This window comes from Winogradskyella sp. MIT101101 (assembly GCF_047126865.1).
GTDB lineage: Bacteria > Bacteroidota > Bacteroidia > Flavobacteriales > Flavobacteriaceae > Winogradskyella > Winogradskyella ouciana.
In genome coordinates this window covers 297,731-312,446 of the sequence record NZ_CP138982.1, presented here as the reverse complement: position 1 = coordinate 312,446, position 14,716 = coordinate 297,731, and the positions used below count along the sequence as shown (strand labels likewise).

General features: G+C 36.0%; 11 protein-coding genes. 4 read left to right on the top strand and 7 right to left on the bottom strand.

Annotated elements, in window-relative coordinates:
• Positions 1–49: 49 nt before the first annotated feature.
• The 3 genes from gshB to aroC form a co-directional block, all read right to left on the bottom strand.
• Positions 50–1,087 (bottom strand): glutathione synthase, encoded by a 1,038-nt coding sequence (gshB, locus tag SIB89_RS01465; RefSeq protein WP_155087557.1) that lies wholly within the window; start codon positions 1,085–1,087, stop codon positions 50–52.
• 64 nt (positions 1,088–1,151) lie between these two features.
• Entirely contained in the window at positions 1,152–2,594 is a 1,443-nt protein-coding gene (locus SIB89_RS01460) for a dicarboxylate/amino acid:cation symporter (RefSeq protein WP_412560865.1), read from the bottom strand.
• A gap of 82 nt (positions 2,595–2,676) precedes the next feature.
• Positions 2,677–3,747 (bottom strand): chorismate synthase, encoded by a 1,071-nt coding sequence (aroC, locus tag SIB89_RS01455; RefSeq protein ID WP_412560864.1) that lies wholly within the window; start codon positions 3,745–3,747, stop codon positions 2,677–2,679.
• A 205-nt stretch (positions 3,748–3,952) separates the two neighbouring features.
• Between aroC and SIB89_RS01450 the strand changes: the two genes are divergently transcribed.
• On the top strand, positions 3,953–4,807 hold the full coding sequence (locus SIB89_RS01450) for a UDP-2,3-diacylglucosamine diphosphatase (protein WP_412560863.1): 855 nt from the start codon (positions 3,953–3,955) through the stop codon (positions 4,805–4,807).
• Here the strand turns inward: SIB89_RS01450 and SIB89_RS01445 are convergent.
• The gene (locus SIB89_RS01445) at positions 4,799–7,720 is read right to left on the bottom strand and encodes an FAD-binding and (Fe-S)-binding domain-containing protein (protein ID WP_412561868.1); all 2,922 of its coding nucleotides are present in this window, start codon (positions 7,718–7,720) and stop codon (positions 4,799–4,801) included. The two genes, SIB89_RS01450 and SIB89_RS01445, sit on opposite strands and share 9 nt — an antisense overlap.
• Positions 7,721–7,864: 144 nt before the next feature.
• Here SIB89_RS01445 and SIB89_RS01440 point away from each other — a divergent pair, with 144 nt between their 5' ends.
• Together SIB89_RS01440 and SIB89_RS01435 are read left to right on the top strand one after the other, a co-directional pair.
• On the top strand, positions 7,865–8,347 hold the full coding sequence (locus SIB89_RS01440; RefSeq protein WP_155087561.1) for a hypothetical protein: 483 nt from the start codon (positions 7,865–7,867) through the stop codon (positions 8,345–8,347).
• Between the two features lie 71 nt (positions 8,348–8,418).
• On the top strand, positions 8,419–10,131 hold the full coding sequence (locus SIB89_RS01435; protein ID WP_412560862.1) for an FAD/NAD(P)-binding protein: 1,713 nt from the start codon (positions 8,419–8,421) through the stop codon (positions 10,129–10,131).
• Between the two features lies 1 nt (position 10,132).
• Here SIB89_RS01435 and SIB89_RS01430 read toward each other — a convergent pair whose 3' ends face one another.
• Together SIB89_RS01430 and SIB89_RS01425 are read right to left on the bottom strand one after the other, a co-directional pair.
• Positions 10,133–10,906: a TIGR03915 family putative DNA repair protein gene (locus SIB89_RS01430; RefSeq protein ID WP_412560861.1), complete on the bottom strand. Its 774-nt coding sequence runs from the start codon at positions 10,904–10,906 to the stop codon at positions 10,133–10,135.
• Entirely contained in the window at positions 10,907–12,169 is a 1,263-nt protein-coding gene (locus tag SIB89_RS01425; protein WP_412560860.1) for a putative DNA modification/repair radical SAM protein, read from the bottom strand. It abuts the gene before it with no gap.
• Positions 12,170–12,358: 189 nt separating this feature from the next.
• On the opposite strand from SIB89_RS01425, the gene SIB89_RS01420 reads away from it, so the two are divergent.
• Positions 12,359–12,922 (top strand): hypothetical protein, encoded by a 564-nt coding sequence (locus SIB89_RS01420; protein ID WP_412560859.1) that lies wholly within the window; start codon positions 12,359–12,361, stop codon positions 12,920–12,922.
• Here the strand turns inward: SIB89_RS01420 and SIB89_RS01415 are convergent.
• Entirely contained in the window at positions 12,919–14,445 is a 1,527-nt protein-coding gene (locus SIB89_RS01415) for a GH3 auxin-responsive promoter family protein (RefSeq protein WP_412560858.1), read from the bottom strand. The two genes, SIB89_RS01420 and SIB89_RS01415, sit on opposite strands and share 4 nt — an antisense overlap.
• Positions 14,446–14,716: the final 271 nt, after the last annotated feature.

Here is a 14,716-nt window from a genome sequence, read left to right as displayed (position 1 = left end):
AGTCAAAAAAATTAAAATTTACTACTAAGTGTAACTGAAGACTGCAAAGTTACGCTTCATCTACCGTTTTACGCAATCTTGTACGCCTGTCAAATGCTTGAAGCTTATCTAAGACCTTGCTTTCTAAAAAGTCTATAACCTTCTCTTCTACTTTTCGCTTATTCTTATAGACTTTATTAATATAGGTTATGCCACCTGGCGACATTACGTTAACTTCAACCAGTTTGCCTCCGATAACATCTATACCAACAAAATACAAACCGTCTTTTACCAATTTTGGACCTATTTGCCTGCATAATGCTTTTTCATCTTTTGATAAGCTATGCCTTTGTACACTTCCTCCTGCAGATACATTAGACCTGTGGTCGTCTGAACCTGGTACGCGTTTCATCGCTCCAACAGGTTCTCCGTTTAGCAATAAGATTCTAACATCACCTTGGTCAGCACCTTCTATATAATCTTGAAGAATCACATAATTAGATTCACCATCACCAGATGAAATATAGAAATCAAGCAAAGAGTTAATATTATTCATCGCTGATTTTTCAATTAAAATCACACCAGAGCCACCAAAGCCATTCAAGGGTTTTAATATCATCTTATCTGCCTTAGACTCTTTAATCTGCTTAATCAGATAATTTTTGTTCTTAGATACATGTGTATTCGGAATAATATTACTGTGTGCGTCACCAAAAGCCGCAGTGTAAAGTTTATTGTTCGCTTCACGCATGCCTTGTAAAGAATTCACAATAAACACATCGTCCTTAACCGAGTCCAAAAAATTGAGCATTATAGGATCCAATGGCGGATTTGCCCTAAAGAAAATAGCATCAAAACCTGCCAAAGGCAACATCTCTTCTCTTAGCTTTGCCTTATTATAGAATGACTTTAGCGTCGATGGCACCTTTTCCATACGACCAATAACATTACAAAAAGCGTTTGTAACACTGTCTCTAATCGTAAGGTTTGCTGGAGTACACATGGCCACACCATGACCTCTTTTTGCACATTCTTTAATTAAGGCTAAGCTTGTATCGTTCTCTGGATCAATGTTTTCCCATGGATACATTATAAAGCAAATGTTCATTTCAAAAGTTTTTTTGTTTTAATGACTTGTTTAAAGTTAAGGACTTTTACTGAATTTGAAAACCTTATGAATCTAAATCAAATGTTTCGGTTGGATCCTTTTCAGAATATTCTAACATATTTTCGCCATCTGCAATGATTGAACATACCGTGGCATCACCAGTAACATTTACGACTGTTCTAAACATATCCAAAATACGATCCACAGGGAAAATGATTGCTATCCAATAAGGATTCAATCCAACGGAACCCAAGACTATGATGAGCATTACCAACCCAGCACTAGGTACCGCAGCAGAACCAATTGAAGCTAAGGTCGCCGTCAAGACAATCGTTAATTGTTGCCCTAAAGTCAAATCTATCATGTGCATTTGAGCCAAGAAAACAACCGCTACCGCTTGATAAAGACAGGTACCGTCCATATTGACTGTTGCTCCAATAGGCAACACAAAGCTTGTAATCTTTTTATTGACACCTAGGTTTTCTTCAACACATTCCATAGTCACAGGCAGTGTAGCCGCACTACTAGACGTTGAGAACGCTAATGTCTGTGCAGGACTCATAGATTTGAAAAAACCTTTATAGGGAATTTTTTTCACAAGAATCTTTAATATTAAAGGATAGATTAAAAATACCATTGCCATCAGACCTAAAAAAACCGTCAATGAATACCAACCTAATCCTTTAAAAATCTCCCATACTTTCCCGACATCGTCACCTGCCATTTTACTCACAACACCTGCCAATAGCGCAAAGACAAAAAATGGAGCGGCTTGCATAACAAGGTCAACCATTTTGAGGAAGACTACCATAATGCTGTCAACTATAGTCGCAACAGGTTGTGATTTTTCATTTGGTATAAACAATAGACAAATACCGAAAAATATTGCAAAGAAAATAATCTGTAGCATTAGACCATTGTCTGTTAGTGATTTAAAAAAGTTTTCTGGAACTAGATCCACAAGTGGTTGTAAAGGACCATCTTCCTTAGTCTCATTTGCAGTTTCCAACTTTTTAGAAACTGAAGCATCTTTCAATTCGCTTTTACTTAAATCTGAAATCTTTTGTGCGCGCTCAAAAAACTCTGGGTCTTTCAAGTAGCTAATTCCATCTTTGATTTCTAGACCTTGACTATCTGCCCAAAGTTCATAACTAATGCGATTATCGATTCTACTTTGCTCGTCAAGCAATTTTCCTGGCTGAATAATATTCACTAGCGTCAATCCTAAGCTGACTGCTAAAATAGTAGTCACGAGATATGCTAAAAGTGTTTTCCCTCCCATTCTACCCAAACTTGATGGGTCACCAATATTGGCAACTCCACTAATGATGGAGAAGAGCACCAAAGGCACTGCTATAAGCTTTAAGAGATTAATAAAAATGGTTCCAAAAGGGTCTATCCAATTAATGGTGAATTCGCTCCAGCCCATTGTGCTCGATAGTAAAGCCCAAATGATACCGAGTACCATTCCTATTATAATTTTCCAGTGTAATGCTAGTTTTTTCATAGTATTGTTGTCTTTCGACTGCGCTCAAGATAAACTTCAGCGGTAATCTTTTAATATTTAACTTATAACGTTCAGATTAGTTCTACCAATCTTTTGTTTCCTGTCGTCTTAACAGCGTATAATCCGCCAAAACCAAAGCCGCCATAGCTTCTACAATAGGTACTGCTCGTGGTACAACACAAGGATCGTGTCTGCCTTTGCCCTGCATTTCTACGGTTTCACCTTTGCTGTTTATAGTGTCTTGTTTTTGAAGTGTGGTTGCTACGGGTTTAAACGCAACTCTAAAATAGATGTCCATACCATTGCTAATGCCACCTTGTACTCCACCAGAAAAATTGGTTTGCGTACTACCATCTTCATTAAACTTATCGTTATGGTCACTGCCTTTCATTTTGGCTCCACAAAAACCACTACCATATTCAAAACCTTTTACAGCATTTATGGATAGCATGGCTTTACCCAATTCGGCATGAAGTTTATCAAAAACGGGGTCTCCCAATCCTGCTGGTACATTTTGCAACACACAGGTAATTGTGCCACCAATGGTATCTCCCTGTTTTTTCACCTCTTGTACCTTAGCAATCATTTTCTCTGCTGTGGCTTCATCAGGGCAACGAATAACATTGGATTCAATTTTAGAAAAGTCTAAATCTTGATAAGGTTTATCAATAAAAATATCACCAACAGAAGATGTAAACGCATTAATTTTAATGCTACTTAAAAATTGCTTTGCAATGGCGCCAGCCACTACTCTACATGCGGTTTCCCTGGCAGAACTTCTACCACCACCTCTATAATCTCTTACGCCATATTTTTGGTCATAAGTATAATCGGCATGGCTAGGACGATACACGTCCTTTATATGTGAATAATCTTTAGATTTTTGATTGGTGTTTTTTATAATGAAACCTATTGGAGTTCCTGTGGTCTGACCTTCAAATAGTCCTGAAAGAAATTCGACCGTATCAGGTTCTTTACGTTGTGTGACAATTTTTGACTGACCTGGTCTGCGTCTATCTAACTCATTCTGAATGGCTTCAAAATCTAATTTTAAGCCCGAAGGACATCCGTCTATAATTCCGCCAATGGCTGCACCATGTGACTCTCCAAAAGTGGTAAGTTTAAATAATTTTCCGAAGGAATTTCCTGCCATTAAATCTTATTTTACGCTAAAGTAAATCTAATATTACAGAAACAAAAATACCAATAGCTGTTTTAAGGCTGTCATTGACATTTATTCTTATTATTCAACGTTAAATTTAGTAACATTCCCGTAACATTTTCCTCACGGAATATTAATTCACTAATTACACTTAATTAATAGTTATGTGTGTTCTTTGCAGTACTAACAATTTATTTTGAACCTAAAGCGAAAAGTAGAAATAGCGGTCATTTCTGACGTACACCTTGGTACATTTGGGTGTCATGCAAAACAGTTATTGACCTACCTAAATAGTATTGAACCTAAAAAGTTAATTCTTAATGGAGACATTATAGATATTTGGCAGTTTAAGAAGCGTTATTTCCCTAAGTCACACCTAAGTGTCATTAAAAAAATTATGGATTTTGCCGCTAACGGCACTGAAGTCATTTATATTACTGGCAATCATGACGAAATGCTTAGAAAGTTTGCTGATACTGAAATTGGCAATATTTCAATTGTCAATAAGGTAGTTTTAGAGTTGGATGGCAAAAGAGCTTGGTTTTTTCATGGGGATGTGTTTGACATTTCCATTCAGAATGCAAAGTGGCTCGCTAAGTTAGGTGGTTGGGGCTACGACCTACTTATTCTTATTAACCGTTTTGTTAATTGGTGCTTAGAGAAAATGGGAAAGGAACGCTATTCACTCTCAAAAAAAATTAAAAACGGTGTAAAAGGTGCCGTTCAGTACATTAATGATTTTGAAAATGTGGCCACAGATCTGGCTATAGAAAATGGTTATGACTATGTGGTCTGTGGACATATCCATCAACCAAAAATGCTGGTTAAGGAAAACAAATACGGTAAGACAACGTATTTAAACTCTGGTGATTGGGTGGAAAATTTCACGGCTTTAGAATATCAGTTTAAACGTTGGAAAATCTACAATTACAGTAAGGACAAGCTTTCTCCTTTTTTTGCTGATGAAGAATTAAAGGACATGGATATTAAGGATTTAATTGCAGCCATAACGATTGTAGAACAGCCGAAGAAAAAGAAGAAACTAGATTAAAGCTTCTTTAAGAATTGTTATGGGATGCTTGGCAGTTCTCCCTGTACCATCCTTTATCTGTTGCCTACAACTGGTTCCATTAGCTGCAATAATAGTATCGTCTGAAGCTTTTCGGACAGCAGGAAACAAGGTTTGCTCACCAATTTGCATGCTGATGTCGTATTTTTCTTTTTCGTATCCAAAACTACCTGCCATACCACAACAACCACTAGGAATAATGGTAACTTTGTAATTTTTTGGTAAGTTCAATACATCAAAGCTCGACTTTTGATTAGCCAATGCCTTTTGGTGACAATGCCCATGAAATTTGATCTGTTTGAATTCTGTAGTGAATTGCTCTGGTTTAATATTTCCTAATTCTATTTCTTGTTGAATGAATTCTTCAATTAAATAAGTGTGCTTTGCAATGGATTTTGCAGCGTCTTTATCATCTGCTAATCTCAGATATTCATCCTTAAAAGTTAATATAGCGGAAGGCTCAATTCCTATTAAACAAAAATCATCGTTAATAATGCTTTTAAAGTAGTTTACATTTTTGTTTGCAATGGCTCTAGCTTCTTCTAAAAATCCTTTGGATAAAACACTTCTTCCACTTTCTAATTCACTAACATAATGCACATTATAACCTAAATTCGCAAGTAAATATTTAACATCAATAGCAATGCTCGATTCTAAAAAATTTGTGAACTCATCAACAAATAAGTAAACCTCTTTTTTTGGGTTTTTCACAAGAAATGACAACCTCTTAACTTGCTTAGAAAATGATGATTTAGAAAGCTCAGGAAAACTACGTTTTGGGTGAATACCAAGCGCTACTTTCATAAAACCAGCAACGAACTTTGTTTGGAAAAGTGCATTAAAAAAACCAGGTGCTCTGGATGCTATTTTGTTGTATTTAGTAGAATTTGCAAAAAACCTATCCTTAAACTTAAAACCATTTGCTTTTTGATAATGATATTGAAATTCAGCTTTTAAACTTGCTACATCCACACTGCTAGGACATTCACTGGCACAGGCTTTACAACTTAAACACAGATCAAAAACTTCTTTAAGCTCGTTATGGTTAAATTTATTGGCCTTTTCTGAATTTGTTAAATATTCGCGTAAGGCATTGGCTCTAGCCCTTGTAGTGTCCTTTTCATTTCGTGTGGCTCTGTAGCTTGGACACATGGTGCCACCAAACTCTGGTAACTTTCTACAATCACCAGATCCATTGCATTTTTCAGCTTCGCGAAGTATGCCTTGTGAAGAAGAGAAATCCAAAACGGTTTCAATGTCAGGCTCTTGCCGATTACCTTCATATCTAAGGTTTTTATCCATAGGAAGTGCATCCACTATTTTACCAGGATTAAAAATAGCATTCGGATCAAAGACAGATTTTATACGCTTTAAAATTTGATAATTGGCATCACCAATCATAAATGGAATAAATTCTCCACGTACAATACCATCACCATGCTCACCAGACATTGAGCCGTTATATTTTTTAACCAATCTAGCGACATCAGTGGTAATCTTCCTAAACAATTCGACATCTTCAGATTGCTTTAAATCTAAAATCGGTCTAAGGTGCAACTCGCCTGCTCCAGCATGGGCATAATATACAGGGCTTTGGTTATAAGAATTCATTAATTCCGTAAACTCAGAAATGTAATTTTCCAAATCACTTAGAGCTACTGCTGTGTCTTCAATACAAGCCACCGCTTTTTTATCTCCTATCATATTGCCCAATAAACCGAGTCCTGCTTTCCGTAGTTCCAAGGCTTTGTCAATTTCCCTTCCCACCAAGACTGGCGAAGTATAAGATAAACCCAATTTTTCAGCACTGGCGATAAACTCATGCAAAGCAATACCTAAGGCGTTTTTAGTTGCTGCTTTTAATTCGCACATCAAAATGGCCTTTGGCTCACCCTGAATAAATGCTCGGTTCTGCTGCTGTTGCTTATTGTGCTTTGTAAGGTTTAAAATGGTGTCATCCATCATCTCGCAAGTATGCAGATTGTGCTTCATTAGGGTTTCCACACTTTTCATACATTTTGAAACACTTTCAAAATGAAGGGCTACCATAGCGTTTTCAGATGGTGGTAATTCATCGAGCTGCAGCGTAATTTCAGTGTTGAATGCTAAGGTGCCCTCACTTCCGGTTAAGAGTTTGCACATGTTGAATTCTGTACGTGAGTCTGATAGTACATCAGAATCTATCAATGCATCTATGGCATAACCTGTATTTCTACGATGGATCTCAGGTTTAGGAAAATTATATTCTATTTGTTTTTGAACAGCCTCAGATTTTAAGGCATCATAAATAGTACTGTAAATATGTCCTTCAAGTGTCTTTAGCTTCAGTTTTTCTTGAAAATCTGCTTTTGAGATATTAGAGAATTCGACTTCACTGCCATCACTTAGTAATGTTTTTAGACTTACAACCTTATCGCGTGTTACGCCATACTGGATGGATGTGGTTCCTGATGAATTGTTACCGACCATACCTCCAATCATACATCGATTAGATGTTGATGTGTTTGGTCCAAAAAACAATCCGAAGGGTTTTAAATAATTGTTCAATTTGTCCCTAACCACACCTGGTTGAACGGTTACTGTTTTTTCGGTTTCATTAACATCTAAAATCTTATTAAAATGTTTTGAAACATCTACAACAATACCATTGCCTACGACCTGCCCAGCTAAAGATGTACCAGCTGTTCTAGGGATTAATGAAATGTTATTTTCATTCGCAAAATGAATAAGTTCTTTTAGATCATCTTTATCTTTAGGAATGGCTACAGCAGCAGGCAAGATTCTATACACAGAAGCATCAGTAGCGTATAAATTTTTTATTAAATCGTCAGTAAGTAGTTCGCCCTTAAGCTTTGATTTTAATTTAAAATATTCAGTATCAACAAGCTTAGGCATACGTGTTAAGATAAGTTTTAAATGAGTTATAAAATTGTCATAAAAATAAGTCTTCTTATTCAATTTTAACATAATTTAGTCGTTATGTTAAGATAGAGCACTTTTTAATGCTCAATTGATAAAAAAACTTAAAACTCAATGATTATGAAAAAATTATTTTTAGCAACATTCGCAGTTTTTGTAGGATGTGCCTTTATGAATGCACAAGAAATAGCTGACAATGCCATAGGGCTTAGGTTAGGCGATGATGACGGTTTTGGTGCCGAAATTTCTTACCAGAGAGCACTTGGTGACAACAATCGGCTTGAATTGGATTTGGGTATAAGAAGCGGTAACAACTATGATGGTTTTAAATTAACAGGGCTTTATCAATGGGTATGGCAATTAGATGGTAATTTTAATTGGTATGCAGGTGCTGGTGGAGGTGTTGGCTCTTATAGCGTAGACGTACCTGGTAATGACGATTTTGACGACACCTTTCTTTTTGTAGCTGGAGACGTTGGTATAGAATATAATTTTGATATCCCATTACAGCTATCTCTAGATATTAGACCAGAACTCGGTTTTGGTGATTTTAGGGATGATGTTGGTATTGATTTAGCTTTAGGTATAAGATACCAGTTTTAAAACCATTATAATTTTATAAAATCTAACCACCTTATAACTGAGGTGGTTTTTTTATTACTTTTAGCTTCACAATGAGGAAACTAGCAATTATTGGATTAGGTCCTAGAGGTCTATTTGCTCTCGAAGAGCTTTTGAAGCAATTAGCCCAAACTAAATCCAAGATTAAAATTTTTGGATTTGAATCTACAGATTTTCCTGGAGCCGGACCTGTTTGGAATCCTAAGCAACCTAACTCTAACTGGATAAATATCACAGAGCGACTGTTGGATCAAATAAAAGAGCGACCCGAAATTAACCTATTTGGCACTACGGTTTCAGCCTTTCCTTCATACCATGATTGGTGTGATTTTTCTCTTAAAGCATTTGAAAAAGATCGTTTTCCTCCCAGAAACAAACTTGGAGAATATCTTAACCAAAGATTTGAATCCGTACATAGCGCCATAAAAGACAACCAAATTTTTGAACTTATAAAGGCTAAGGTGCAAACAATTGACTGTGCGGACGATGGCTTTGAACTAAATTATGGCGGTGAGACCTTGCAATGTCACGATGTACTTTTAACCATTGGCCACCAACCTACTAATATCTCTGACCAGCTTAAACAATGGAAACAATTCGCTAAAAACAAAACGGCATTGAAAGTCTATGAAGATACGTATCCTGTGCAACAGTTTAAAACGCTTAAAAACAAAACAGACATGTATGTAGGTATTAGAGGATTTGGACTTGCCATGGTTGATGTTATGAGATACCTCACCATTAATAATTATGGGAATTTCAAAATTATGGATGCGGACTCCTTGCAAACCTGCTATTATAAGGTCAAACCTCAAAATTTAAAAATGATACCGTTTTCATTAGACGGATTGCCACTGGCACCTAAGCCATATAATAAAATTACAGACAATTGGTATAGTCCGAGAAATGAAGAAATAGAGACGCTTAAAAATGCTATAATAAGAAGCGCACAATCTAATCCAACGGCATCAGATATTAATTTTCTACTGCAACCTTTTAGCAAAATTGCTGCTAGAGTGTTTTTTGATTTATATGATAAAAGCGTGACGCATCAATCTACCAAAAAGGAAATAGAGACATTAATTCTACATTTTCTCAAAAATGATGACTATCAACATCCATTGATACAAGATAATTCCATCGACACCTACGATCTAATACAAAAATATATCCATATGGCTTTGGGAAAAGCTCCCGTTACATTAGATTTTTGTGTTTGGCAAGTTTGGCGCCATTGCCAGCCTACTTTTTATAGAACACTGTCCCATTCTAATTTAGATGACGAACTCATGGAAGATATTATCGCATTGGATGAGGGCAGTAAACGGTTTACCTATGGTCCTCCCATTGAAAGTATGCAGCAAATTTTAGCTTTGGTAGATGCTGATGTATTGTCTCTAGATTTTGTTAACGATCCAGCAATTGAAACCATTGAGAATGGTTGGAAACTAACGAACTACAATGGTAAAACTATTTCCGTCTCAGTTATGATAAATAGTGTTCTAGACTCACCGAAATTAGTAGATGTTACTTCACCACTTGTGGTAGATATGCTTAAAAATGAATTCATTAAACCTATTCATAATGATTTAGGTATTGCGACTGAGAACGATGGTCATGTAAAATCTAAAATTAAGGACAAAACACTAACTATATCTGTATTGGGAAGATTAGCTAAAGGCAGCGTTTTAGGAGTAGATGCCGTTTTAGAATGTTTTGGACCAAGGATTAAGGATTGGGCAGCTGGTTATGTAAAACATTTATAAGCTATTCTGGTTGTTTTTCACTTAGATATTTCCAATATCGTTTTGGGACATGACGAATGTGAAGTTTCATGTTTTTTCTAGACCCAATATTGGTAGCCTTAAAATAATCTTGCCATAGTTTTTGAAATTCAAACTCTTGCTCAGAAAAATATTCAGAATCGGTTTTAGTAAAATCAAAATTCGTAGGGAAATCCATATCTATAATCTCTACTTTGTCTAGATCATAAAATAATCCGTAATGGCGTTTTATGTCATAGATCATCCATTTTTGATCCGCATAGCGCCGTTTAAAATGTTTTTGAATTAGCGGTAACACATTAAAATCGGGCTCTATATTGGCAAAGAAAATATGGTCTTTTGTTAATCTGAATCGTACAAAAGCCTCCATTCTGTGCTTTTCTCTACCTACCATTTTGGCGGTTTGCGCTACTTTTAATACTGATGGATGCGAATAGTCCTTATCAATAGGGTTACTTTTTGAAAAAGCATACTGTATATAATCCAATAGTACATCCTCGATCCCTGGCTGTTCGCTTAAAAAAGCATAATATAATTGGTATCTGCCACGAGAAGACAAATGAGATTTTAAACCTTTCCATACACGATTGGCTTTTGTCTCCTCTGTAACAATGTTCTCGTTTTCTGAAAATAAAACATTTTGATTTTCAAATTGATTTTGAATGGTGACACGTTTCAATTTTAATTCGAAAACATGGAACACTGCACTTAAAAAGCCATCAAAACTACCATCATATATGAGGTTTTTTGCTTGCATCTACCCAAAAAGACTTAACTGGTTACTCAAGCTTTTTCTGTATTTGCTTGTGGAATTTTGTAAAATCAATCCTTTGATTTTTTCCGAAGTCAAATCCCGTTTTTCAAATTGATTGCTATCACAAATAATAAAGTACTGCGCTCTATTTAAGGCCACTCCAATTTTTTTGAGATGTTCCCAATTTAAACGTCTAAATCGTCTAGCATTAATAATCTTATGCACAGATTTCATCCCTAGGCCAGGTATCCTTGCCAGCATCCGCTTATCTGCTGTATTAACATCTACAGGAAATTCGTGCAGATTACGAAGCGCCCAGCCTAATTTAGGATCAACATCCAAATCGAGATGTTGATGCTGTTCATTCAGAATTTCACTAACATCAAAGCCGTAGAAACGCATCAACCAATCGGTTTGATACAATCGGTTTTCACGAAGCATTGGCACTGCTGTTCCTATCTGTGGTAAGCGATTATCGTAGCTAATGGGCACATAACCTGAATAATAAACGCGCTTCAAATTATAATTTTTATAAAAGAAATTAGAGGTCTGCATAATCTGAAAATCGTTCTCACCACTAGCACCAATAATCATCTGAGTGCTCTGACCTGCTGGAGCATATTTTGGGGTGCTTTTTATAATTTTCTTTTCAGCTTTGTATTGAATGATTTCGTTCTTCACCTTTACCATTGGCTTTATAAAATCTTCACGCTTTTTATCTGGCGCCAATTTTTTAAGTCCAGATTCGGTAGGGATTTCAATATTAACGCTAAGTCGATCTGCATATAATCCAGCTTCACGCATCAATTCATCTGATGCACCAGGAATGGACTTCAAATGAATATAACCATTAAATTTTTCTTCGAGCCGAAGCTTTTTGGCTACAGCAACCAAACGCTCCATGGTATAATCGGCATTCTTAAAAATTCCTGAACTCAAAAAGAGACCTTCTATATAATTTCGCCTGTAAAAATTAATAGTAAGATCTACAACTTCTTGCACCTTAAAGGCTGCACGTTTAATATCATTACTTTTTCTGGTGACACAGTAAGCACAATCGAATATACAGTAATTGGTGAGCAGTATTTTTAATAGTGATACACAGCGACCATCTTCGGTGTAAGAATGGCAAATGCCCATGCCTGTGGCATCACCCAATCCTTTGGTGGTGTTAGATCTATTGCTTCCGCTCGATGAACACGATACATCGTATTTAGCTGCGTCTGCTAGTGTTTTAAGTTTTTCTTGGGTGCGTTGAAATGACAATTTGAGGACCTCCGTAATATAATTACAAATATACCAATATTTGTAGTATTATACTGCTACAATATGTAGCTTTACACTAATATATTTAGAATAAAATTTTATGGGATGCCATAAATTTTTATTATACTATTGTATATGTTGAAAAACATTACAACAATCCAAATAATACTTTTATTATCGCTAAATTTTATGAGCGCCCAACATCGTATTCCCGAGTCTATAATTAATGAAGTTAATACTGCATTATCTTTCTATCCCTCATTAGAAAATACATCTATAGAATTTAGATTCAAAAAAAACATCAAAAAATCAACCATGCAGGCTAGACCTACATTTGGAAGTTTTTTTAGAAGTAGAAAAAATAGAAAGTATGTCATATTGATTAGTGAAACTTTTAAGATTTCGGATAAGGAATTTATGACCCGTCATATCCCTACAGATATTTTTATTGGTTGGATAGGCCATGAACTTGGACATATTATGGATTATCAAAATCGCAGTAAACTCAACTTAATTTGGTTCGGGATAAAATATTTGCTATCAGATAATCACATTGTTGAAGCTGAGCGTGCTGCAGATAGTTTTGCCGTAGCTTTTGGTATGGAAGATTATATTCTAAAAACTAAGGATTTTATACTGAACCATGCTGAAATTACACAAACCTATAAAGATAGAATACAGAAATACTATCTATCTCCAGAAGAGATTATGGAGCTCGTAAAACAGCGAGATGAAAAGGCTAAAGACGATTAATCATCGTTAACAAATGTTTCCCATTCCTTAAACTTTTCTTCATCCATCACTCGTTCCATTTTTACTTGGCCGCCTTTCTTTTTGTTACGTTCGTTCCAATCATAGAAACGTTCTGGCGACACCACTTTCACCTTTACGCCATGTAGTGCTTTACTTCTCGCCACTTTATAGTTTTTATTTGCACTTTTTAGAGCGTTATCTAAAGATTCAGCTATAGCCTTTTCATCAATATTTTTTAGTTCTGAGCCCAAATACCAAAAGTGATAAAACTCATCATCCTCTCCCCTTTTGGCGCAAATAGTATACTCTGGGATAGTGGTATCATATTGTTCTTCCAATTCTCTCATGGCAGCATCCATTTTATTAACGGACAGCTGAGAGCCCACTGTGTTTAAAAAGAATTTGGTTCGGCCTGTTATTTTAATTTCGGCACGTTCTACATTGGTAAATTCTATAGTATCACCAATAAGATAACGCCAAGCACCACTTACGGTACTAATGATTAAAACATAATCTTGTCCTAACTCTACATCTTTTAAGGTTATGGATGGAGCATCTTTAGTAAGGGAACCATCTTGATTGATATATTCTGGTTGAAATGGCACAAATTCAAAATAAATACCATTATCGGTGTTTAGCTGCATGGCATCTGTTTCTGGTCTTACTTGTGTTGCTATGTAACCTTCAGAAGCTAAGTAAGTATCAATAACAGTAACAGGTTTACCCATTAGCGCATTGAAACTTTTTTCGTAAGGCCCAAAAGCTAGACCACCAGAAGTATACACCTGTAAGTTAGGCCAAATCTCGTGGATGTTATTAAGATTATGGTAATTGATAACCTCTTGAAGCATTAACTCTATCCAGGAAGGAATACCACTTAACGCACCAATATCCCAATCTTTTGCACGCTCAGCAATGCGCTGTACACGTTTATCCCAATCGTCAATTTTGGCAATCTCTTCACCTGGTTTGTAATATCCTCTAAACCAAGAAGGAATATTACTGGCACTAATACCGCTAATTTCACCTTCGAGATGTTGGTCTCTTTCTTCCAGATCGGTTGAACTTCCCAACATCATAATTTCCTTTTCAAAAAAATCGGCTGGAAGATCAAAATTCTTTAACGCAAAGACCTGCTTAATCCCAGCTTGACGAATAGCTTCAATCATTTCATCCGTTACCGGAATCCGTTTGCTAGTTTTTCCTGTGGTACCAGAGCTTAATGCGTAATATGTAGGACTACCTGGCCATGTGACATCAGTTTCGCCATCGTGAAGCTTGTACCACCATTCTTCATTGATTTTATTATAATCAAAATATGGAATGTTATCGGCAAAGGCTTTCTCTGGATCAGTGCTTTTTAAAATAGCATCAAAATTATAATGCTTACCAAATTGGGTGTCCTCTGCTTCTTTTAGAAGATGTACTAATGTTTCGCTTTGAGCTTCCTGGTGATTGACCTCAGAAGATAAAGCATCCTTTAGGTGAATTACACCTTTTATAATATTACCAAGTATTGCCATTTATTTCATTAAGGTTTAAGCTGCATATTTTCTACAAAGCTCTGCACATTCTCTACAGGACTTTTCGCAGACTTTACAGTGTTCATGATGATGTGCACCACAGTGGTCCGCACAATACTCACAAATTTCCGCACATAACAAAGCGTACTGTTTTGCATAAGCACTATCGGCTGCCATCATTTTTATACAAATATAACACGCATCGATACATTGTACGCAACATTTAGGACAATCATTAATACTTTCCACACCTGCCATTTCTACAAGACAG

What these genes read in the sequence shown, in the direction of transcription:
- SIB89_RS01430 (WP_412560861.1), bottom strand. Translation starts at nt 10,906, where the DNA reads ATGCAAGCAAAAAACCTCATATATGATGGTAGTTTTGATGGCTTTTTA.
- SIB89_RS01435 (WP_412560862.1), top strand. Translation starts at nt 8,419, where the DNA reads ATGAGGAAACTAGCAATTATTGGATTAGGTCCTAGAGGTCTATTTGCT.
- aroC (WP_412560864.1), bottom strand. Translation starts at nt 3,747, where the DNA reads ATGGCAGGAAATTCCTTCGGAAAATTATTTAAACTTACCACTTTTGGA.
- SIB89_RS01460 (WP_412560865.1), bottom strand. Translation starts at nt 2,594, where the DNA reads ATGAAAAAACTAGCATTACACTGGAAAATTATAATAGGAATGGTACTC.
- SIB89_RS01445 (WP_412561868.1), bottom strand. Translation starts at nt 7,720, where the DNA reads ATGCCTAAGCTTGTTGATACTGAATATTTTAAATTAAAATCAAAGCTT.
- SIB89_RS01415 (WP_412560858.1), bottom strand. Translation starts at nt 14,445, where the DNA reads ATGGCAATACTTGGTAATATTATAAAAGGTGTAATTCACCTAAAGGAT.
- SIB89_RS01420 (WP_412560859.1), top strand. Translation starts at nt 12,359, where the DNA reads ATGAGCGCCCAACATCGTATTCCCGAGTCTATAATTAATGAAGTTAAT.
- SIB89_RS01440 (WP_155087561.1), top strand. Translation starts at nt 7,865, where the DNA reads ATGAAAAAATTATTTTTAGCAACATTCGCAGTTTTTGTAGGATGTGCC.
- gshB (WP_155087557.1), bottom strand. Translation starts at nt 1,087, where the DNA reads ATGAACATTTGCTTTATAATGTATCCATGGGAAAACATTGATCCAGAG.